Here is a 20815-nt window from a genome sequence, read left to right as displayed (position 1 = left end):
CCTCAATGCAACTCGTTGTCGCGGCGGCGCAGCTCGTCGACGAGTTCTCGTAGACGCGGTGGGAGTTCAGTTTGGGGGCGCAAGTTTTGCTGAAGCCGTTCGCCGATGGCGTCGCAGATCGATACGCACGTCTTGTGATCGAGTTGTTCGAAATCTCTAATGATTCGGCCATCCATCGGCGGTCTCTTCGCGAGTTCCACCTCGCGGCGTTCGCAAGGCTTGAGTGATAACAATGATGATAGATCAAGTCACAACCGCGAAATTTGTTTCCCGTGCAGAGCCCCATGCGTTCGCGTGCAAGTGGTTTGGTCGAATCACCACTGGCTGTTCGCTTCCGCACAAAAAAGCCCCGGCGCGGCGGCCGGGGCGTCAGTCAGGGAGAAGCTCAAATCAGCTCAGTAGCAGCGGTTCACCAGCCGCCAGCGCGGGCCCCAGGGGGTCGGAACCAGACGCCGCACGTAACAGCCGCCATAGCCACCGAAATAGGCCGGGCCGCCGATGACGACGCGCGGGCCCCAGCCCCAGCCGTGATGGCGATGATGCCAGCCGTGATGGTGGTGATGATGGTGCCAGCCGTGACGCCAGCCGTGGGCCGAGGCCGATGTCGGCGCCAGCGCAGCCGCGCCCAGCGAAGCTGCGGCCACTGCAACGAGCGAGAGTTTGCGTAACATGATCGTCTCCTCAAGGTTCAGGCGCGAAAATGCGCGCCATCGGTGAGATCGCCTCCCGTGACGCCCCGGGCCTCGCGGATGCGCACCCGGTGTCCGATCGTCGGAAAGTTTACGGCTGCGAAGCTGAATGGCGGCGTGACGCAGGTTACAGAGTGGGTTCACCTCCCTGAAATTGCGGTAATCTTTGCCCCTGCGGGGTGACGTGCCGCACGAAAAGGCGGCCAAAATGGTGGGCAGGCGCGTCACCGGGTCGCTTGCCGTCGCGAGGTGGCGCCGATATAAGCCCCCGCAACTCTCCAATCAGCGTGCTTTGAAGGACGGTAAACAATGGCGATTGAACGCACTTTCTCGATCATCAAGCCGGACGCGACCGCGCGTAATCTGACCGGCGCTGTCAACGCGTTGATCGAGAAGGCCGGCTTGCGGATCGTCGCCCAGAAGCGCATTCGCATGACCCGCGAACAGGCGGAAACCTTCTATGCCGTTCACAAGGCGCGTCCATTCTTCGGCGAACTGGTCGACTTCATGACCTCCGGCCCGGTCGTCGTGCAGGTGCTGGAAGGCGAGGGCGCTATCGCCAAATACCGCGACGTCATGGGGGCCACCGATCCGTCGAAGGCGGCGGAAGGTACGATCCGCAAGGTCCATGCGAAGTCGATCGGCGAGAACTCGGTGCATGGTTCGGACGCGTCGGAGACCGCCGCGATCGAAATCGCGCAGTTCTTTTCCGGTAACGAAATCGTCGGCTAATCGATTGAAAGAGCGGCCGTGGTAGCCGCGCGCAACGGCTGAAGAGGCCTGGGGGGAAACGCTGTGAACTGGTTCTTGCAAATCTTCGATCCTGCGACGATTTCTGCGTTCTTCACCCAATTCCACGCCGAGATGCAGACACCGGCCTTCTGGGTCGCGCTGGGCAAGATCATGTGGATCAACATCCTGCTGTCGGGTGACAACGCGCTTGTCATCGCGATGGCCTGCCGCAGCTTGCCGCCGCGCCAGAAGTTCTGGGGCATGATTCTTGGCGCCGGCGTTGCCGTGCTGCTGCGCATCATCTTCACCGGCATCGTCGTGACGCTGATGGGGCTGCCATTCCTCAAGCTGGTCGGCGGCCTGGCGCTGCTCTTCATCGCGGCAAAGCTTCTGGTGCCTGAACACGAGGACGAGGGCGACGTCGACGCGGCTGCGCATCTTTGGGCAGCGGTGCAGATCGTGGCTATCGCCGACATCGTCATGAGTCTCGACAACGTCATCGCGGTCGCCGCGGCCGCCAACGGCAGCATTCCGCTGCTCGTCATCGGCCTTGCCATCAGCGTTCCCCTGATCGTCGCGGGTGCTGCGCTGATCATGGCGTTGCTGACGCGTCTTCCCGCGCTGGTATGGGCCGGTGCAGGCTTGCTGGGCTGGGTCGCGGGCGAGGTGATGGCGACAGACCCGGCGCTGCAACCGTCTCTGCACGCATTCTTCAACGGCCCGGTCGGCGTCGGCCTCGATGGGGTCCTCAAATCGATCGGCATGGCGCCGCAGTTCGCCAATGGCGGCCATGGCGGCGAGGTGATCCTTGGACTCATCGGCATCGCCGTGGTGCTGCTGGCAGGATCGGTCTGGCGCAAGCGCAGGCTGCAGGGCGCGGAGCACTCGGCGACGGCGTAGGCAAGACTGGCGGTCTCGCGGCATGGCTCGCGAGATCGGCACGGTCATTGTATCAGATGAGAACAGAAGGCTGCCGGGTGCACGGTGCACCCGGTAGCCCGTAAGCAGGCGGTCGTCATTGCGGTCGCGCCGGAGCGCGCGGCGTTTTCACGCAATGGTCCTGACAGATTGCCTTGATTTCATTGACGATTTTTAATTTGGACCGATGCCGGGCGGGATGACGAGGGCTTCCGATTGCCTTTGTCGCTGCCTAATTCCATACAGCTTCACATGACCGAACCGTTATTGGGGCGCAGCCTCGACCGCCTTGAAGACGCGCGCTTCGTGCAGGGACGCGGGCGCTACGTCGCTGATCTCGTGGCGCCCGACGTGCTTCATGGCGTCGTCGTTCGCTCGCCGCATGCGCATGCGCGCATCACCGCGATCGGCGTCGAGGCGGCGCGCAGGACGCCTGGCGTCGCGGCCGTGCTCACGGGAGCCGAATTGGCATCCGACGATATCGGCCCATTGCCGTGCGCGGTGACCAGCATCCCGATGACCACGCCGCTCGTGGTGCCGCCCTATCACGCGCTGGCGCGCGGCGTGGTGCGCCATGTCGGCGAGCCGGTCGCGTTCGTGGTTGCGGAAACCGCCGAAGCCGCGCGCGATGCCGCCGAGGCCGTCATCGTCGACTATGAGCCGCTGCCGCCGGTCGTCGCGATCACAGCGGCGATTCTGCCGGGGGCCCCGTCGATCTGGCCGGAGGCTACGGGCAACATCGCGTTCCAGTTCAACCGCGGCGAGATCGGCCCGGTGGAAGCGGCAATCCGCGCCGCCGCCCACGTCGTGGAATGCGAGCTGGTCAACAACCGCGTCGTCGCCGCGCCGCTGGAGACACGCGGCGCGATAGGGCAGTTCGATGCCGCGAGCGGCCGGCTGCACCTGACCGCCTCGGCCGCCGGCGCGCACGCCATTCGCGACCTGCTCGCCGACCGTGTCTTTCGCATCGGCAGAGAAAAACTTCGCGTCAGCATTCCCGATGTCGGCGGCGGCTTCGGGATGAAGAACGTGCTCTATCCGGAATGGGTGCTGGTGCTGTGGGCGGCGCGCCGCCTCGGCCGTCCCGTCACGTGGATCGGCGATCGCAGCGAGGATTTTACCGGCTCCGCGCATGGCCGCGACAGCATCGTCCGGGCCCGCCTGGCGCTCGATCGCGATGGCCGCTTCCTGGCGCTCGACACCAAGGTGTTCGCCAATCTCGGCGCCTATGTCTCGACGGTGGCGCCGGCCGTGCCGACCATGGCGATGGCAAGCGCGATGGGCGGCGTCTACGACATCCCGCTGATCGCATTCGAGACCAAGGGCGTGTTCACTAATACGACGCCAGTCGATGCCTATCGCGGCGCCGGCAAGCCCGAGGCAAATTATCTGATCGAGCGCTGCATCGATATCGCGGCCCACCAGCTCGGGATGGATGCGCTGAAGCTGCGGCGCAAGAACATCATGCGTCGCTTCCCTTACAGCAGCGCGATGGGACTTTCGGTCGAGCAGGGCAGCTTTGCCCACGCCATCGATCACGCCGCCACTGCCGCGGAAGGCTTCAAGGCGCGCCAGAGAATTTCACGCAAGCTGAGCCGGCTGCGCGGCCTCGGGCTTGCCTGCTTTCTCGAGACCGCGCGCGGAGGGCCCAATGAAGTGGCGGAAGTGCAGTTCGGTGAGGATGGCCTGATCGACCTGAAGGTCGGCACGCATTCCAGTGGCCAGGGCCATGAGACCACCTATGCGCAGATCGCGGCCGACGCGCTCGGCTTGCCGCTGGAGCGCTTCCGGTTTCGGCAGGGCGATACGGACGATCTCGATTCCGGCGGCGGCCATGGCGGGGCGCGCTCGATGCATCAGGGCGGCACCGCGCTGTTGATGGCGGCGGAAGGCCTGATCGAGAATGCGCGGCGGCTTGCCGCGCGCCTGCTGCAGGCCGGCGTGGATGCGGTTCAGTATGAAGCAGGCCAGTTGCGCGTGGCTGCGACCGGGCAGGAGATCAGCCTCGATGAGGTGGCGCGCGCTTCCTATCAGCTAGCCGGCGACGATGTCGCGCCCGGCCTGCCACAAAGGGCGACTCATCTGTGCGACCGCTACACTTTTCCCAACGGCTGCCATGTCGCCGAGGTCGAGATCGACCCCGAGACCGGCGAGGTGAGGCTCGACCGCTACGTCATCTTTGATGATTATGGCCGCCTGCTCGATCCCCGCCAGACGCTGGGGCAGGTGCATGGCGGCGTGGTGCAAGGCATTGGGCAGGCGCTGTTCGAGCACGCGCTGTTCGATGCGGAGACAGGACAGATTCTGTCGGGCTCGCTGATGGATTATGCGCTGCCGCGCGCAGGCGATCTTCCCGCGTTCGAGGGCGATCTCACGCCTGATTTTCCAAGCCGTGCCAACCGGCTCGGCGTCAAGGGAAGCGGTCAGGCCGGCGCCATCGCGGCACCTGCCACCATCATGAACGCCGTGATGAACGCGCTCGCGCCGCTCGGCGTGCGTCATCTCGACATGCCCGCAACGCCTTCGCGCATCTGGCACGCGATCCAGGCGGCACAAGCGCGATCGCGTCAGCGCACGGACACGACGTCCGCCGATCAATAGTGCTGATCGTCCGCCCCTAATCACAGCAAGGTGACGAATGACTTTGCTGGACGGGCTTGGCTGTTGGTTGACATGCAGGTGTTTACCTGCATATTATGTTCCTCATAGAGTGAGATCGATGCAGGCCGACAAGGTTTTCAAAGCGCTGGGCGACCCGACACGCAGAAAGCTGCTTGATCTTCTCTGTGAAAAGAACGGGCAGACGCTCGGTCAGCTTTGCGAAAACCTGGAGATGGCCCGGCAATCCGCCACGCAACACCTCGAAATCCTGGAGGCGGCCAATCTGGTGAGCACGGTCAGGCGCGGCCGGGAAAAGCTGCATTTCATCAACCCTGTGCCGCTTCATGAGGTCTACGAACGGTGGGTTCGAAAATTCGAACGACAGCGGCTCAGCCTGCTGCACGATCTGAAGAAAGAACTCGAAGGAGAATAGCAATGACCAAAGAGACGACCAGCTTTGTCTACGTGACCTATATTCGCTCGACGCCGGAAAAGGTGTTCGAGGCCATCACGAAGCCCGACATCGCAAGGCGCTACTGGGGCCACGAGAACGTCTCTGACTGGAATCCCGGGTCGAAATGGGAGCACGTCCGCGCCAATGATCAGCGGAGCGTCGAACTCGTCGGCAAGGTCATCGAAGTCTCGCCGCCGACCCGTCTCGTCATCACCTGGGCGAATGCGTCGCAGGCCTCCGATCCTTCCGCCTATAGCCGGGTGACGTTCGAGACCGAGGAATACGAGGACATGGTCCGGCTGACGGTCACCCATGACGAACTCGCAGCCGGCAGCGGGATGGCGAACGGGATCAAGAAAGGTTGGCCGGTCGTGCTCGCCAGCCTGAAATCCTTGCTGGAAACCGGCCACGGCCTCGACGTTTTCGCCAAGCCGAAATCGGCCTGATCCTTCGCCGTGTCAATCAATCAGAAGCGGGAGAATGACCATGACCAAGGCCTTTATCGGCGGGTGTGCGTGCGGCGCGATCCGTTTTGAGACGAGCAGCGAACCGCTCGTCGAGAGCCACTGCCAATGCCGCGATTGCCAGAAACGAAGCGGCACGGGCCATGGATCCTACCTGGTCTTCCCCCGGCGAGCCGAGGTGACAATTACCGGCGAAGCGAACGAATGGCGGGTGGCGGGCGACAATGGGAATGAAAAGGTCCACGCCTTCTGCCCGACCTGTGGGACGCCGGTCTACCTGACATTCGTCGCCAATCCGGAACCGATAGCGGTCCACGCGGCCAGCCTGGACGACCCAAGCCAATTCAATCCGCAACTAATCACGTACGGCGTCCGCGGCCATGCGTGGGACAGGATGGATCCTTCGTTGCAGAAGTTCGAGCGAATGCCGCCCGGATAATTTCGCGGGGGAGAGGCGAACGAAATGCCTGAACCTAGATCGCGGCGCGCTTGCTCCGTCGGCCGTTTCCCTTCGCTGGCCATCGCCCCGCGCTGACCGCTGAGCGGACCACCTCGACCATTGTCTTGCGTACCTCGAGAAAGGCCTTGGTCTGCGGCCGGTCGGCAAGCGCGACGAGGGCCAGCGAACGCGTCAGCGGCGGATCGATGATGCGGCGTGCGTGATATTTCTCCGCCGCCAAATCGGCGAGAACGGTTGCGCGGGAGAGGATCGCGCATCCTAATCCAGCCTCGAGCGCCATTCGCAATGCCGACAGCGAATCGACTTCGAGCGTTTCGCTCGGCGTGATCTGATTGCGCAGAACCTGGGTTTGGATGATGGCCCGCGAAGCCGGCATCGGCGTCAGTCCAACCACGCTTCGTTGCGGAATGGCGGAGAAGGCGATCGGACTGGAAGATTTGCCGATCAGGCTCGGATGTCCGACGAGATAAAGGTCTTCGTCCTGCAGCCACTCGACGTCCAGGCGGGCATCCCGGGGCGGATTATAGGTGAGTGCGAGATCGACTGTCCCTGAGAAGACGCGTTCGATCAGCGCCGGCGACAGCGCCTCGACGACCGTCAGGTGTACGCCTGGGGAATTTTTTCGCACCGCCTTCATGACGTCGAGCGCGACCATGGAGATCGCGGTATGGCTGAGGCCGAGGCAAACCGGACCGGTCGCGGCCTCATTGAAAGTTCTCACATTCTCTTCTGCCTTGCCGAGCGCCGACAGCACGGCGCTGGCGTGCTCGTAAAGCCGCCGGCCAGCCGCGGTCAGCGCGATCCCGCGCGGCCTGCGCTCCAGCAGCTTGACGCCCAGGTCTGTTTCGAGCGCGGCGACGTGATGGCTCAGCGCCGACTGGGCGACGTTGAGCGCCTCCGCAGCCCGCGACAGCACGCCGGCGTCGGCGATGGCGATGAAATAGCGAAGCTGCCGCAATCCAAGCGCCATCGAGCCGCTCCTTGCCATCGAATTATTAGAACGTAATCATCTTCATATTATATTTGTCAGATACCGTCGCGCACGGCAAGCTCGCCCGCAATCAACAAGGACGACCCGGAGGAGCGTCGGCGCATGGACCTGCCTGATAGCGTCGTCATCAGCGAGGAGGGGCCCCGCGAAGGCTTTCAGATCGAGCCGGGCCCGATCGCGACCGCCGACAAGATCGCGCTGATCGACGCGCTCTCCGCATGCGGGCTTCGCCGGATCCAGATCGCCTCCTTCGTCAATCCCAAGCACGTCCCGGGTTGGGCCGACGCCGAGGCCGTTATTGAAGGGTTCACCCCGCGGGAAGGCGTCGAATACTCGGCCCTGTGGTTCAACGAGAATGGGCTGCAGCGCGCGCTTGCGTTCAAGCACAAGCTCACCCTTGCCGGGTTCATCTCGCTGAGCGCATCCGAGCCGTTCGCGATCAGGAATCTCAACCGCGACCGTGCCGGACAGGTCGAAGCCATGCGCAAGTACGTGCGTGTGCATCGGGAAGCCGGCGTGCCGATTGCGAAAATCATCGTCATGGCCGCGTTCGGCTGCAACTTTGCAGGCGACGTTTCGCCGGCAGAGGTCGTCGCGACAGTTGCGGACGCGCTCGCCATCGCGCGCGAAGCGGACATCGAGGTGCGCGACGTTGCGTTGGCGGATTCCATGGGCTGGGCCACGCCGAAGCGGGTCGCGGCCGCCGTCGGCGCCGTTCGTGACCGCTGGGACGGCTTGCGGATCGCGCTTCACCTTCACGACACGCGCGGGCAGGGCATCGCCTGCGCCTATGAGGGGCTGCGGCTCGGGGTCACGGCTTTCGATGCGGCGGTGGCAGGGCTCGGCGGCTGTCCGTTTGCCGGCCAACCCGGTGCGCCGGGCAACATCGCCACCGAAGAGCTCGCGTTGTTGTGCGAGGAGATGGGCATCTCCACCGGCTTGAATATCGAGGCGCTGATCGAGGCCGGGCGGCTTGCCGAGCGGATCGTCGGACATCGGCTGCCGAGCGCGGCGCTGCGATCGGGGACGCTTGCCGCATTCAGGAGACCGGCTGCATGACGACTTCGTCCAGACCGCTTGCGGGGCTGAAGGTGCTCGACTTCGGTCACACCATCATGGGGCCTTGCGCGGGTGTCCTGTTTGCCGATCTCGGCGCCGACGTCGTGAAGATCGAGCCGGCCGACGGCGATCCGACGCGGCGGTTGCCGGGTTTCGCCGCGGGCTTTTTCGCGACCTACAACCGCAACAAGCGTTCGATCGCGATCGACCTGAAGCGGCCCGAGGGACAGGCGGTCGTGCATCGGCTGGTGAAGGACGCTGATGTTGTGCTGGAAAATTTTGGCCCGGGAACGATCGAGCGGCTGAAGTGCAGTTGGGAGGATCTGCGCCGGATCAACCCACGTCTTGTGTACCTCTCGATGAAAGGATTTCTGAAGGGGCCGTACGAGAGCCGCGGCGCGCTCGATGAAGTTGTGCAGATGCAGTCCGGGCTGGCCTATATGACCGGCCCGCCGGGGCGGCCGCTGCGCGCGGGCGCGCCGGTCATCGACATTCTCGGCGGCGTGTTCGGCGTGGTAGCCGCGCTGGCCGCGCTGCGCGAGCGCGACGTCACCGGCGTGGGGCAGAAGGTCGCGAGTTCGCTGTTTGAAAGCGCAACCTTCATGCTCGGCGCGGTCGTCGTCGGCAGCGCGGTCACCGGCGGGCCGATGCCGCCGATGCCGGCGCGGAAAAACGCCTGGGGCGTCTATGACGTTTTCACCGCTTCCGACGGCGGCCAGGTCTTCATCGGCTGCACGTCGGACGGACACTGGCAACGCTTCTGCGACGCGTTCGGCTTCGATGACTGGCGCGATGATCCGAGGCTCGTCGGCAACGCCAATCGTTGCGAGGCGCGCGAGTGGATGCTCCCCGAACTGGAGCGGCGGATCACGAAACTGCCGCTGCACGAAATCCTTGAAAAATGCGAGGCGGCGCGGGTCGCCTATTCGCGCGTGGGGCGGCCCGACGAATTGTCGACCGATCCGCACCTGCTTGCCAATGGCGGCCTGCTTGCGACCGCCGTATCGGCTTTCGGCGGCGGACCGCTGGTCGGAATTCCGGCGCTGCCAGTCGAGTTCGGCGATGTGCGCGAACGGCCGGGCCTCGAGCGCCAGCCGCCGCGCGTCGGCGAACATGCTGACGAAATCTTGCAGGCGGCCGGATATTCGGCGGACGAGATTGCCGATCTGCGCTCGGCCGGCGTGCTGGGCGCGGTTGTAAGCGTGCCTGCATAGAAGCGAACAACACGAAGCGAACAATGAAAAGAGCGGTTCGACCGCCTTCATAACGCCAATAGTCAGGGAGGAGGCGAACATGATTTCCGACAGACTGTTTCGAGCGAAGGCACGCATTCTCGGCATGGCGGTCGTCGCGGTGGCGCTGCTTGCGATGGCTTCGAACGCCACGGCGCAGCCATACCCGTCGCGGGCGATCACCATGCTGGTTGGCTATTCCGCGGGCGGACAGGCCGACGCGCTGGCCCGGACCATCGGCAAGCAACTCGGCGAGAACCTCAAAACATCCGTCGTCATCGAGAACAAGACGGGCGCCAACGGCATGATCGCGGCGCAGGCGGCGGCGCGCGCCGAGCCTGACGGATACACGATCCTGATGGTGACGGATGCGATGGTCACCATCGATCCGCACCTCGCCACCAGCAACCATTTCGATCTTTCTACCGCGATGGAGCCGGTCGTCAACGTCGCGTGGTCGCCGCTCCTGCTTGCCGCGGCCAACAATGTGCCGGCGAATTCGGTGGCCGAGTTGGTCGCTTTGGGCAAGCAGAAAACACAGAATCTGAGTTTCGGCAGCTCCGGCAGCTCGACGCCGCACCGCCTCGCCGGCGAGATGCTGCAGAAATACGGCGGCTTCACCATGACCCACATTCCCTACAAGGGAACGGCGGCGTCTGTGAATGATCTCCTGGGTGGGCAGATCCCGCTGCTGTTCGGCGCACCCACGGCGGTGGAGCCGCTGGCTGCGGCCGGCAAGATCAAGCTGCTCGGCGTCACGTCGGAGAAGCGCTTCCCGTTGCTGCCCAACGTTCCCGCCATCAGCGAAACCTTCGAGGGGTTCAAGATCATCAGCTATATCGGCTTCATGCTGCCGAAGAAGACCCCGGCGCCTGTCATCGCGGCCTTGAACAAGGAAGTGAATGCGGTGCTTGCCACTGACACGATGCGCGCATGGCTGGACAAGCAGGGCATGGTCGCCGTCGGCGGCACGCCCGATGATTTCAAGCGCCAGATCGGGGTCGACTATCAAGCGCGAGGTGAGCTCGTCCGCGCGCTCGGCATCACCGCCGAGTGAGCTCAGGAGTGCCGCAACGTGCGGAGCTATGAGGAGAACGGCGATGGCTTCCGCGTCGTTCGGCTATAGCTAGTACAGCCGCATCGGCAGCGGCAACTGGACGTCCTGATAGCGGCCCTCGTAGCGATCGACAAAATCCTGCAGGAAAAACGGAATGTCGCGTAGCTGGAGGTCGCAATGTCGCCGCAGCTCGTGCGCGACATCTGCCGAGGCGTCACGACACCATCCCTCGGCGGGATTGAAAGCAACCACCCGGATCGGATTAGTGTACTGGCCGGTGAGCAGGTCCATTACAACCGGCTCAAATCCCGGGCTCTCAGAACTGACTTCTGCCCAGACCCGGCCGTGTTCCAGGGAGACATGCTCGACGATATAGACGTCGTGCTCATTAACGTGTGGCACGATCGACGGACCCGAGCCGGCGTTACGCATCAACAACTCCCGGACTGCAGAACGGGGAATCAAGCCGGCTTTTTTCGATTCGTTCCATATCCGGCAGAGAGGCGGACAGCCGCACAGCGCGCCGCTGTTCTTGCTCGATCGCAAGCATGCGCCGCGCGGCGGTGACTGCGTTCCGGCGCTGGAACGTTAAGCGTCCGATCGTGCGGTGGCGGCTGTCCAGCGCTGGTCCAGCCGCGCTTGGGTCGATCGGACGCAGCGATTCTGTTCGCGTCATTGGAACGATTCAATCTCGGGAAAATTATGCAATCTGTGTCAGGGATAGACACATGAACTCGAGCGGCTGCCGATGCAGTCCCGTTTACATGGCGCATCGGCGACCGCTTTCTTTTAGCCGCCGGCCATGAAGGATTTTGCAAACGCGTCGTTCCCGCCCGAGGTCATCTCGGTGATGGAGCAGGCGCTTGACGCCGCCGTCGCGACGCTCCCGGAGCCCGTCCATTCCCACTACGTTCAAGTGATCGCGGAAGCGATCCTGCGCGCCGCTCACAGCGGAGAGCGTGACCCGGTTGTCCTGCAACGGCTCGCATTGCTGGAACTGCAGCTTCATCGCCGGTGAGAGCTAGCCGCCTCCGTTTGCTCAAGCGCTCTTTGATTTCTTCCGAGCGCTGGCGGGTCGTGCGGCCGCTCGCTTCGTATTCAGCGCCACGGCCTCGCGAATGAGCGCCTTCAATGCCTTTTCGTCGATCTTGTCGCCTTCATGGAAATCGATGGCGCGCCGGGTGTTGCCCTCCAAGCTGGAGTTGAAGAGATCTGTGGGGTCCTCCAGCGAGGCGCCCTTGGCGAAGGTCATCTTCACGACCGCCTTGTAGGTCTCACCGGTGCAGATGATGCCGTCGTGCTCCCACACCGGAACGCCGCGCCACTTCCACTCCTCGATCACTTCGGGATCGGCCTGCTTGATGATGCTTCTGATACGCGCGAGCATCTCGCCGCGCCAATCGCCCAGCTCCTTGATTCGCGCATCGATGTGCCGAGAGGGAGAGCTTCCGCCTTTTGCGTCGCTCGCGCCGCTCTTCTTCATTGTTGCCTTCTTCATGGCTGTTGTCATTGGCTCACAATCGTTCGCCGGGCAATTGGCTGGCTTGCCTTATCCAAGCGGCGAGTTGGGCTTCGTCAAGTCCGTCCTCATAGATGTCGAGATAGCGCACTTCCTTGTGCTTGGACTCCCCGGGCGGGACAGGGTGGAGCGATGTGCCGCGGAAGAAGGTCACCTTGACGTACTTCGTGAAGCAATGGAAGGCGAGGAACCAGCCGCCCTGATCCTCGACGCCATAAAAGGGCGTGTTCCATTTGACCGCCTTGTGCACACCGGGAACGGTGCGCACGATCAGCGCGTCGAGCTGGCGACCAAGGTCGCGTTTCCAGCCCGGCATGGCCGCGATGTAGGCCTGCACGGGGGCATCGCCGTATCCCTTTGCGATCTGAGGATTGCCGCCTGAGAGCAGGACGGGCTTTGCGGTAGCCTGCTTGGCGGTGGTCTTCTTTGCGATCTTCGCCGGCCTTCTCGACGTCGTTTGCGCCATTGTGTTCGCTCCTGTCGCCGGTACGTCAGCCACTGCGCCATTTGGCGGCGTAGGGCAGCACGAACATGTACAGGCCGGTGAACATCAGTAAAAAGAGCGGCGGCAATGGGGAGTATACCACCCACGGGGAAGGCTCCCCCAGTCCCATGGCAATGAAATTGGCGACGACGGTCACCATGAAGGCAATCGACAGCCAGCGGTGAATCTGCCGAATCCACGTGTTCCAGTTCAATGAGCCCTCCTTTTGCAGACTTTTGCAGACGAGCCGGAGCGTGACGCGGCGGTTCAATCCGTCCGCGCCACGAGCTCTTCCAGTTTGGCGAAGAATTGCTGCCATCCAGCGTGGGCGCCGCCATAGGCCTGCTTCTGATCCGGCCGGAAACCGCTCTGCTCCATGCGCAGGAGGGTGCCTGTGGGCGTTGGCGTCAGCGTGAAAGTCACGACACTTTCTAGATTGAAAGCCGCATCGTCGTGCTTGAAATTCCAGGTGTACGACAGCGCCTTGTTCGGCTCGATGGCAAGGACCTCGCAGTCCAGCACGCCACCCCAATCGCCGCGAAGATTGAAATGGTGACCCACGACGGGCTTGAAGTCGTTCTTCATCAGCCACTCCTCCATCAAGTGGGGTTGCGTGAGCGCGCGCCAGAGCTTTTCCGGCGGATGCGACATTTCGCGTTCGACGACGACGGTGCGCGTTTCGGGGGCGGTATTTGTCATTGGTCCATCCGTTTCAGCAGGTCTTCGAGATCGTCGAACCGCCTCTGCCAGAACCCGGCCATCTCGCTTGTCCAGTCGATCAGCGGGGCGAGGGCGCCGAGCTGCGCGCTGTAGTGCGTCTGGCGGCCTTCGTGGCGGTCGCGCACCAGCCCCGCCTGTTTCAGAACGCCAAGATGCTTCGAGACGGCCGGCTGCGAGATCCCGGCCCGGGCCGTCAGCGCCCCGACCGTTTGCTCTCCTTCGCGGCACAGCCGCTCGAAGATCGCCCGACGGCTCGGGTCGGCGAGTGTCCTGAACAGCACATCATGAGCGTTGGGCATTCGAAATAGATAACTCGCGGATTATGGATGGTACATAACCGTCGGGATATGTGTCAGTCAAGTGGGGGAATGGGGAACAGGTGGCGTCTTTTGGCGCGCCCTCAAGCGCTGCAATTTGACGTCAGTAAGCTACCGCTGAATGCATGCCGTGCAGGTTATGCATTATCTTGATCTTGCGAAGTCGAGCTGCGGGTGCGAGCGCCGACGGCATGGTCGCTCCTCGTTGTCGAGGACGATAGGATGACCAGATATTCAACGACATATACAGCGAGGGGAGGTCCTATGGGATATGCCGGCCGCCAGGCCCATTGGGAGAACGTCTACACGACAAAGGGCGAGAACGAGGTTAGCTGGTTTCAGCAAATCCCGGCTCCTTCGCTCGACCTGATCGTGCAGACGGGGGTGGCGCACAAGTCGGCCATCATCGACATTGGCGGCGGCGCCTCGCGGCTGGTCGACGGTCTCGTCGAGCAGGGATTTGAGGATGTCACCGTGCTCGATCTTTCTGCCGCGGCGTTGGCCGCTGCCAAGCGCCGCCTGGAGAGCCACCTTGGCGCCAGCGCCGGGCGAGTTAGCTGGATCGTCGCGGATGCGACGACCTGGGAGCCGGTGAAGCCCTACGACATCTGGCACGATCGGGCAGCGTTCCACTTTCTCACCGACGCGGGCGATCGCGCCGCCTACATTGCGCGCCTCAAGCGGGGCCTGAAGATCGGCGGGCACGCCATCATCGCGACTTTTGCGCTCGACGGCCCTGAAAAGTGCAGCGGCCTGCCGGTCGCGCGCTACGACAGCGAGAGTCTCGGACGGACGCTCGGCGCCGCGTTCAAGCTGGTCCATACGCAGCGGCATGAGCACGCTACGCCGTGGCAGGCCCGGCAGGCTTTTCAGTTCAGCGTGTTCCGGCGCGAGGGCTGATCGCCGCGCGCTAGAGCCCGGTTCTGATTGAATCAGAACCGGGCTCTAGGTTTTTGTTTTGACGCGTTTTCTTGACGCGAACCGGTGTCCACTTCGCTGGAAAACGCTCTTAATGCGCCATGCCGCGTGAGACCTCCTGGCAAGCTTCCATGCATCGGCGGCAGCTTTCCGCGCAGATCCGGCAATGTTCGTGCATGGCTGCGTGCCGCTGGCATTCCTCCGCGCAAAGTCGGCAGGCGGCGGCGCAGACGCTGAGCATGCGGCGCATCACTTCGTCGTCGAAACCCGTTCGGCGGGTCATGATGCGGCCGGTGATATTGCAGATGTCGGCGCAATCCTGGTCCAGGCGGATGCACTGGGTCAGCTCCTGTACCATGCGCTCCGACAGGCAGGCGTCGGCGCAGGAGGTGCAGGTCTGGGCGCAGGAGTAGCATTCCTCGATGCAACGGATCAGGGCGTCGCTGATCTGGCCTTGGACGGCCGGGTGAGTGCCAATCATTTCGCGGGCGTACATGGCTGGGCTCCTTGCTGAGGACAGACCACCGCCGGGGGGCGGTCGCTAGCTCAAGTCGCGGCCTTGAAAAATGTTCTGGGCAGCCGGCCATATGAATTGGGAAGGGGTTGATTCATCGCAATGCGATCGTCATCCGCTGGCATACGTTAACGAAGCCCGCGGTTTCGTGATGGAACTCCGCTTCCCATCAGGGGCCGGGATGTGCGAAACTGGACCCGTGAAATACTCAATTCACCTTTGCCGGCTGCTGGCGATTTTTGTGATCGTCGGCCTCGTTGTCGCCCCGCTCTCCGCGCGGGCGAATACGGGCGGCATGGCACCAATGGCCATGAAGGCGATGTCCGATGACGCGGCCATGTCCGACGACATGCCGTGCTGCCCGGAGAAATCGGCGCCGATCGATTGCGACCAGTGCCCGTTGATGGCGCTTTGCGTATCGACGACGTTGCAGGCGCTGCTGCCGGCCGGCATTGCCGAAATCCAGCCCGTCACCCTTCGCACGCTGCTGCCCGGCAGCGATCCGGAAGTAGACAGCCTAGGGTATTCACCCCCGCCAAAACCTCCCCGGTCCCTGGTCCTTTCGGCGTAACGCCGAAGTCTCGCGGCGCTTTGTGGCGTCCGCGCCATGCCGCCATGGCGGCTGACCAGCAGATCGAGGATACCATGATGAAGGCTATTCAGTTTTCGCGCGGCCTGCGGGTTGCGCTGACCGGCGCTGCCCTGACATGCGCCGCGACCGCCGCGCTCGCCGATATCAGGAATTACGAGTTCAAGCTCGTCGAACCGGCGGTGAAGACCGGTCGCGACAAGATCATTGCCGTCAAGCTCATCGATAACACGACGGGCAAGGCCGTTCCGGACGCGGTGATCTTTGCGACGCGTCTCGATATGGCGCCGGATGCGATGCAAGAGATGGTGAGCGAGCTTACGCCCCTGCCGGGATCGGAGCCGGGCACCTACCGCTTCAAGGCCGATTTCAGCATGGCCGGCCGCTGGCAGTTGTCGCTCGGCGCAAAAGTGCAGGGCGAAACCGGCACGGTCGACAACAAGCTCGTCATTCAGGCCGACAAATGAACCGGTCAGTCCAGGTTGCGATCGCTGCCGCCGCTACGGCTGCCGTGATCGCCGGCGTCCTCGCGCGTCCCTATCTCTGGCCGAGCGGAGAGGCCAAGCATGCCCACGTCATGGCCCAGGCGAGCGAACCGGCGGGTGCCGCGATCTACTATCAGGATCCGGACGGCAAGCCGTTCTACTCGCTGACGCCGAAGAAGACGCCCGATGGCCGCGATTACCGCGCCGTTCCCCGGGGCGCCGACATCAGTTTTGACGATCCGCCGCAGGAAAGTGCGGCGGCTCCGCCCACCGACCGCAAGATCAAGTATTACCGCAACCCGATGGGCCTGCCGGATGTTTCGCCGACGCCCAAGAAGGATTCGATGGGGATGGATTACATCCCCGTCTATGAGGGCGAGGACAGCGACGACGGATCGGTCAAGGTCTCGCCGGGAAAGATCCAGCGCACCGGTGTCAAATCGGAGCCGGCGGCCGCTCGCCCGATCCGGACGGTCGTGCGGGCGCCAGGCACGATCCAACTCGACGAGCGTCGAGTCTCAGTCATCGCGATGCGCGCGGAAACCTACTTGCAATCGGTCGCCGACGTTACGACTGGCACCTTTGTCAAGAAGGGGCAGCCGCTGATGCAGGTCTACAGTCCGGCAGTTTCCAGTGCGGCCGCCGAGTACGTGACGACATTGACGTCCAAGACTACGGCGGGCGAACCGTCCTACGGACGCGGTTCACGGCAGCGGTTGATGAACCTTGACGTGCCCGAAGCGGTAATCAGCGAGGTCGAGAGAACGCGGGTCGTCCCGGTGACTGTCGCCTGGTCGGCCCCACGGGACGGCATCGTGCTGGAGCGCAACGCCGTCCAGGGTATGCGAGCTCAACCGGGCGACGTGCTCTTCCGCGTCGCGGATACCTCGGTGGTCTGGGCGATAATTGACATAGCCGAGCGCGATCTCGGCTCGCTTGCGGTCGGACAAGGGGTAACCGTGCGCGCGCGCAGCTTCCCGGGGCGGGACTTCTCCGGAAAGATCTCGGTCATTTATCCCCAGGTCAACCGCGAGACACGGACAGCCCGTGTTCGGATCGAACTCGCAAATCCCGACCTCGCATTGCTGCCGGACATGTATGTGGACGCGGACGTCGAGATTGGCGGCGCGGAGCCTGTTTTGGCCGTTCCCGACAGCTCGGTGCTCGATACAGGAGCGCGCCAGGTCGTTCTGGTCGACAAAGGCGAGGGCCGATTCGAGCCTCGTGACGTCAAGATCGGCCGTCGGGGAGACGGACTGGTCGAAATCCGCAGCGGGCTGAAGGACGGCGAGCCCGTCGTCATCTCGGCCAATTTCCTGATCGATGCCGAAAGTAATCTGAAGGCGGCGCTGAAGGGCTTTGCCGAAGGAGCTCAGCCATGATCGCCCGCTTGATCGCTTGGTCGGCTCGTAACCTCCTGCTGGTGCTATTCGGCAGCGGCTTCGCCGCTGCGGCCGGCATCTACGCGCTCGTCCATCTGCCGTTGGATGCCATTCCCGACCTCTCCGACACCCAGGTGATCGTCTACACGGAGTACCCGGGGCAGGCGCCGCAGGTGATCGAGGACCAGGTCACCTATCCGCTCACCACCGCGATGCTGACGGTGCCGAAATCGAAGGTAGTGCGCGGCTTTTCCTTCTTCGGCGTCTCCTTCGTCTACGTCATCTTCGAGGACGGCACCGACATCTACTGGGCGCGCTCGCGGGTGCTGGAGTTTCTCAATGGCGCCGCTTCGCGATTGCCGTCCGGCGTCACGCCGACCATCGGTCCCGACGCGACCGGGGTGGGGTGGGTGTACCAATATGCGGTGATGTCCAAGGAACTGAATCTCGCGGACACCCGCGCGATCCAGGCCTGGAACCTGAAATTCGCGCTAGCGAAGGCCGAGGGCGTGGCCGAGGTCGCGAGCGTCGGCGGCTTCGTCAAGCAGTATAACGTGATACTCGACCCGCAGCGGATGCGCGATCGCAGCATCACCATGCAGAAGATGCGCGAGGCGATCCGCGCCTCCAATGCCGATGTGGGCGGCCGCACCGTCGAGCTTTCGGAATTCGAATACGTGATCCGCGGGAAGGGGTACCTGAAGAGCATCAATGATCTCGGCAACATCGTGCTGAAGACCGACAACGGAACGCCGGTGCTGTTGCGCGACGTTGCGCGCGTCGAGCTTGGCCCCGACGAGAGGCGCGGCATCGCAGAGCTCAACGGCGAGGGCGAGGTAGCGAGCGGCATTGTGCTGCAGCGCTTCGGCGTGAATGCGCTCAATGTCATCGAGAACGTCAAGAAGCGCTTTGCGGAGATCGCGTCCAGCCTGCCGAAATCGGTCGAGATCGTGCCGGTCTACGATCGCTCCAACCTGATCTATGCCGCGATCGATACGTTGAAGCATACGCTGGTCGAGGAAAGCATCGTCGTCGCGCTGGTGTGCATCGTCTTCCTGCTGCATGTCCGTAGCGCGTTGGTCGCGATCCTGATGCTGCCGGTCGGCGTGCTGATGGCGTTCGGCGCGATGAAGCTTCTGGGCTTAGGCTCCAACATCATGAGTCTCGGCGGCATCGCGATCGCCATCGGCGCCATGATCGATGCAGCGATCGTCATGATCGAGAATGCGCACAAGCATCTCGAGCGCGCCGAGCCGGGCAAATCGCGCGTCGCAATCCTGATCGAGGCGGCTACCGAGGTCGGCCCTGCGTTGTTCTTCAGCCTCTTGATCATCACCGTGTCCTTTATGCCGATCTTCACGCTGGAATCGCAGGAGGGCCGGCTGTTCAGTCCGCTCGCCTTCACCAAGACCTTTGCGATGGCGGCGGCAGCATTGCTATCCATCACGCTGGTGCCGGCACTGATGGTGATCTTCGTTCGCGGCAAGATCGTCCCTGAGCACAAGAACCCGATCAACCGCTTCCTGATCTGGGTTTATAGACCCGTGATCAAGACCGTGCTGCGTGCCAAGACGCTGGTCGTCCTGCTTGCGCTTGGCGTGCTCGCTGCCTCTATCTGGCCGGCGCGCCAGCTCGGCACCGAGTTCATGCCAAACCTCAACGAGGGCTCGCTGCTCTACATGCCGACAACCCTGCCGGGGATCTCGGTGACGAAGGCGTCCGAACTGATGCAGACGCAAGACCGGATCATCCGATCGTTTCCCGAGGTCGCCTCGGTCTACGGCAAGGCTGGACGGGCGGCGACCGCGACCGATCCGGCGCCGTCCGAAATGTTCGAGACGGTGGTCAACCTCAAGCCGAAGGAGCAGTGGCGCAACGGCATGACGATTGACGGCCTGATCGCCGAGATGGACAAGGCGCTGCAATTTCCGGGCGTTTCCAACGCCTGGACCATGCCAATCAAGGCGCGCATCGACATGCTCTCGACCGGCATCCGCACGCCGATTGGCGTGAAGGTCATGGGCACCGATCTCGCCGGGATCGAAACGGTCGCCAAACAGATCGAACAGGTGCTCAAAGCCGTCCCGGGCACGTCCTCAGCCTATGCCGAGCGCGGTCTCGGAGGCTACTACCTCGAGATCACGCCGAACCGTGAAGCGCTGGCGCGCTACGGCATCATGGTGCAGGACGTGCAGGACACCATCGCGACCGCGCTCGGCGGCCAGACCGTGACCACGACCGTGGAGGGCCGCCAGCGCTTCTCCGTAAACATGCGCTACCCACGCGATCTCCGCGACAATCCAAAGGCGATCGCAAGCGACATCCTGGTGCCGATGCCGGCCGGCGGGGCGGTCCCGCTCGGCGAGGTCGCCAGCGTTACGCCGGCGCGCGGGCCAAGCTCGATCCGGACCGAGAACGGACAACTGGCGACCTACATCTATGTCGACATCCGCGACCGCGACCTTGGCGGCTACGTCGCCGAGGCGCAACGCGCGGTGCAGGCGAGCATTGAGTTCCCGCCCGGCTATCACGTCGTCTGGAGCGGCCAATATGAATATCTGGAGCGTGCGATCGCGCGGCTCAAGATCGTCGTACCGGTGACGCTGCTCACCATTTTCCTCCTGCTCTATCTCAACTTCCGCTCGGTAACCGAGACCATGATCGTCATGCTGTCGCTGCCGTTCGCGCTGGTTGGCGGGCTGTGGCTGATGTGGTGGCTCGGCTTCAACCTCTCGGTTGCGGTTGCGGTCGGTTTCATCGCACTCGCCGGGGTCGCCGCCGAGACCGGCGTCGTCATGCTGATCTATCTCAATCAGGCGCTGGCCGAGATCACGAAGCTACGTCAGGCTCAGGGCCAGGCGCTGACGCGCAACGATCTCTATGCCGCCATCATGGAGGGCGCGGTCGAACGCGTGCGGCCAAAGATTATGACGGTGGTGGCCATCATGGCAGGCCTGCTCCCGATCATGTGGAGCACCGGCACCGGGTCGGAGATCATGCAGCGCATTGCGGTGCCGATGATCGGCGGCATGATCTCCTCGACATTGCTGACGCTGATCGTGATCCCGGCGGTCTTCGGCATCGTCAAGGGCTTTGGATTGCCCGGCGATCCCGAAAGCGGCAAGTCAGTCGCGGCGATTGCAAAGCCATCGAAGAAGGTCTCACGCGTTGTGGAGCCAGCCGAATGAGGTGAACCATGACTTACGCAGCGATCTCCGGCACGATGCCGA

Annotated in this window: 26 protein-coding genes; 15 read left to right on the top strand and 11 right to left on the bottom strand. The window is 63.4% G+C overall.

Annotated elements, in window-relative coordinates; genetic code table 11:
• Positions 1–2: 2 nt before the first annotated feature.
• On the bottom strand, positions 3–176 hold the full coding sequence (locus V1292_RS27880; RefSeq protein WP_334375800.1) for a hypothetical protein: 174 nt from the start codon (positions 174–176) through the stop codon (positions 3–5).
• Positions 177–395: 219 nt separating this feature from the next.
• The gene (locus V1292_RS27875) at positions 396–671 is read right to left on the bottom strand and encodes a sulfur globule protein precursor (RefSeq protein ID WP_334368489.1); all 276 of its coding nucleotides are present in this window, start codon (positions 669–671) and stop codon (positions 396–398) included.
• 327 nt (positions 672–998) lie between these two features.
• Between V1292_RS27875 and ndk the strand changes: the two genes are divergently transcribed.
• From ndk to V1292_RS27845, 6 genes are all read left to right on the top strand, one after another.
• On the top strand, positions 999–1421 hold the full coding sequence (ndk, locus tag V1292_RS27870) for a nucleoside-diphosphate kinase (RefSeq protein WP_334375799.1): 423 nt from the start codon (positions 999–1001) through the stop codon (positions 1419–1421).
• A gap of 63 nt (positions 1422–1484) precedes the next feature.
• Positions 1485–2321 (top strand): TerC family protein, encoded by an 837-nt coding sequence (locus tag V1292_RS27865; protein ID WP_334375798.1) that lies wholly within the window; start codon positions 1485–1487, stop codon positions 2319–2321.
• Positions 2322–2591: 270 nt separating this feature from the next.
• Positions 2592–4940, top strand: coding sequence for a xanthine dehydrogenase family protein molybdopterin-binding subunit (locus tag V1292_RS27860; RefSeq protein WP_334375797.1), 2349 nt, complete (start codon positions 2592–2594; stop codon positions 4938–4940).
• Between the two features lie 118 nt (positions 4941–5058).
• On the top strand, positions 5059–5373 hold the full coding sequence (locus tag V1292_RS27855) for an ArsR/SmtB family transcription factor (protein WP_334375796.1): 315 nt from the start codon (positions 5059–5061) through the stop codon (positions 5371–5373).
• A 2-nt stretch (positions 5374–5375) separates the two neighbouring features.
• Complete coding sequence (locus V1292_RS27850; protein ID WP_334375795.1) at positions 5376–5840, top strand: SRPBCC family protein; 465 nt, start codon at positions 5376–5378, stop codon at positions 5838–5840.
• 40 nt (positions 5841–5880) lie between these two features.
• Positions 5881–6297 carry a GFA family protein gene (locus V1292_RS27845; RefSeq protein ID WP_334375794.1) on the top strand — a complete coding sequence of 139 codons (417 nt, stop codon included), beginning with the start codon at positions 5881–5883 and terminating at the stop codon, positions 6295–6297.
• Between the two features lie 34 nt (positions 6298–6331).
• Here V1292_RS27845 and V1292_RS27840 read toward each other — a convergent pair whose 3' ends face one another.
• Positions 6332–7288: a LysR family transcriptional regulator gene (locus V1292_RS27840; RefSeq protein ID WP_334375793.1), complete on the bottom strand. Its 957-nt coding sequence runs from the start codon at positions 7286–7288 to the stop codon at positions 6332–6334.
• Between the two features lie 123 nt (positions 7289–7411).
• Here V1292_RS27840 and V1292_RS27835 point away from each other — a divergent pair, with 123 nt between their 5' ends.
• From V1292_RS27835 to V1292_RS27825, 3 genes are all read left to right on the top strand, one after another.
• Positions 7412–8368 (top strand): hydroxymethylglutaryl-CoA lyase, encoded by a 957-nt coding sequence (locus tag V1292_RS27835; RefSeq protein WP_334375792.1) that lies wholly within the window; start codon positions 7412–7414, stop codon positions 8366–8368.
• Positions 8365–9582 carry a CaiB/BaiF CoA transferase family protein gene (locus V1292_RS27830; protein ID WP_334375791.1) on the top strand — a complete coding sequence of 406 codons (1218 nt, stop codon included), beginning with the start codon at positions 8365–8367 and terminating at the stop codon, positions 9580–9582. Before V1292_RS27835 ends, V1292_RS27830 begins: the two co-directional genes overlap by 4 nt.
• Before the next feature lie 79 nt (positions 9583–9661).
• Positions 9662–10657 (top strand): Bug family tripartite tricarboxylate transporter substrate binding protein, encoded by a 996-nt coding sequence (locus tag V1292_RS27825; protein WP_334375790.1) that lies wholly within the window; start codon positions 9662–9664, stop codon positions 10655–10657.
• A gap of 69 nt (positions 10658–10726) precedes the next feature.
• Here V1292_RS27825 and V1292_RS27820 read toward each other — a convergent pair whose 3' ends face one another.
• The gene (locus V1292_RS27820; RefSeq protein WP_334375789.1) at positions 10727–11089 is read right to left on the bottom strand and encodes a hypothetical protein; all 363 of its coding nucleotides are present in this window, start codon (positions 11087–11089) and stop codon (positions 10727–10729) included.
• The gene (locus tag V1292_RS27815) at positions 11082–11333 is read right to left on the bottom strand and encodes a hypothetical protein (protein WP_334375788.1); all 252 of its coding nucleotides are present in this window, start codon (positions 11331–11333) and stop codon (positions 11082–11084) included. The genes V1292_RS27820 and V1292_RS27815 overlap by 8 nt, the downstream gene beginning before the upstream one ends.
• 126 nt (positions 11334–11459) lie before the next feature.
• Here V1292_RS27815 and V1292_RS27810 point away from each other — a divergent pair, with 126 nt between their 5' ends.
• Complete coding sequence (locus V1292_RS27810; protein ID WP_334375787.1) at positions 11460–11675, top strand: hypothetical protein; 216 nt, start codon at positions 11460–11462, stop codon at positions 11673–11675.
• Positions 11676–11696: 21 nt separating this feature from the next.
• On the opposite strand, the gene V1292_RS27805 is transcribed toward V1292_RS27810, so the two are convergent.
• From V1292_RS27805 to V1292_RS27785, 5 genes are read right to left on the bottom strand one after another with little or no spacing between them, the layout of a single operon-like run.
• Complete coding sequence (locus tag V1292_RS27805) at positions 11697–12155, bottom strand: DUF1801 domain-containing protein (RefSeq protein ID WP_334375786.1); 459 nt, start codon at positions 12153–12155, stop codon at positions 11697–11699.
• A 16-nt stretch (positions 12156–12171) separates the two neighbouring features.
• Entirely contained in the window at positions 12172–12642 is a 471-nt protein-coding gene (locus V1292_RS27800; protein ID WP_334375785.1) for a DUF1801 domain-containing protein, read from the bottom strand.
• Positions 12643–12667: 25 nt separating this feature from the next.
• Entirely contained in the window at positions 12668–12874 is a 207-nt protein-coding gene (locus V1292_RS27795) for a hypothetical protein (protein WP_334368511.1), read from the bottom strand.
• Positions 12875–12927: 53 nt separating this feature from the next.
• Positions 12928–13359, bottom strand: coding sequence for an SRPBCC family protein (locus tag V1292_RS27790; RefSeq protein WP_334375784.1), 432 nt, complete (start codon positions 13357–13359; stop codon positions 12928–12930).
• Positions 13356–13679 carry an ArsR/SmtB family transcription factor gene (locus tag V1292_RS27785; protein ID WP_028346443.1) on the bottom strand — a complete coding sequence of 108 codons (324 nt, stop codon included), beginning with the start codon at positions 13677–13679 and terminating at the stop codon, positions 13356–13358. Before V1292_RS27785 ends, V1292_RS27790 begins: the two co-directional genes overlap by 4 nt.
• A 282-nt stretch (positions 13680–13961) precedes the next feature.
• Here V1292_RS27785 and V1292_RS27780 point away from each other — a divergent pair, with 282 nt between their 5' ends.
• Positions 13962–14597, top strand: coding sequence for a class I SAM-dependent methyltransferase (locus V1292_RS27780; protein WP_334375783.1), 636 nt, complete (start codon positions 13962–13964; stop codon positions 14595–14597).
• Between the two features lie 109 nt (positions 14598–14706).
• Here V1292_RS27780 and V1292_RS27775 read toward each other — a convergent pair whose 3' ends face one another.
• Positions 14707–15111: a four-helix bundle copper-binding protein gene (locus tag V1292_RS27775; RefSeq protein ID WP_334375782.1), complete on the bottom strand. Its 405-nt coding sequence runs from the start codon at positions 15109–15111 to the stop codon at positions 14707–14709.
• Positions 15112–15181: 70 nt separating this feature from the next.
• Between V1292_RS27775 and V1292_RS27770 the strand changes: the two genes are divergently transcribed.
• The 4 genes from V1292_RS27770 (at position 15182) to V1292_RS27755 (ending at position 20773) form a co-directional block, all read left to right on the top strand.
• Complete coding sequence (locus tag V1292_RS27770; RefSeq protein WP_334375781.1) at positions 15182–15700, top strand: hypothetical protein; 519 nt, start codon at positions 15182–15184, stop codon at positions 15698–15700.
• A gap of 77 nt (positions 15701–15777) precedes the next feature.
• Positions 15778–16185 (top strand): FixH family protein, encoded by a 408-nt coding sequence (locus V1292_RS27765; protein ID WP_334377186.1) that lies wholly within the window; start codon positions 15778–15780, stop codon positions 16183–16185.
• The gene (locus V1292_RS27760) at positions 16182–17585 is read left to right on the top strand and encodes an efflux RND transporter periplasmic adaptor subunit (protein ID WP_334375780.1); all 1404 of its coding nucleotides are present in this window, start codon (positions 16182–16184) and stop codon (positions 17583–17585) included. The genes V1292_RS27765 and V1292_RS27760 overlap by 4 nt, the downstream gene beginning before the upstream one ends.
• Entirely contained in the window at positions 17582–20773 is a 3192-nt protein-coding gene (locus V1292_RS27755; protein WP_334375779.1) for an efflux RND transporter permease subunit, read from the top strand. Before V1292_RS27760 ends, V1292_RS27755 begins: the two co-directional genes overlap by 4 nt.
• Positions 20774–20815: the final 42 nt, after the last annotated feature.

It is taken from the genome of Bradyrhizobium sp. AZCC 1719, assembly GCF_036924525.1.
Classification (GTDB): domain Bacteria; phylum Pseudomonadota; class Alphaproteobacteria; order Rhizobiales; family Xanthobacteraceae; genus Bradyrhizobium.
The sequence above is the reverse complement of the archived record's forward strand: the minus strand, read 5'-3'. Positions and strand labels throughout refer to the sequence as shown.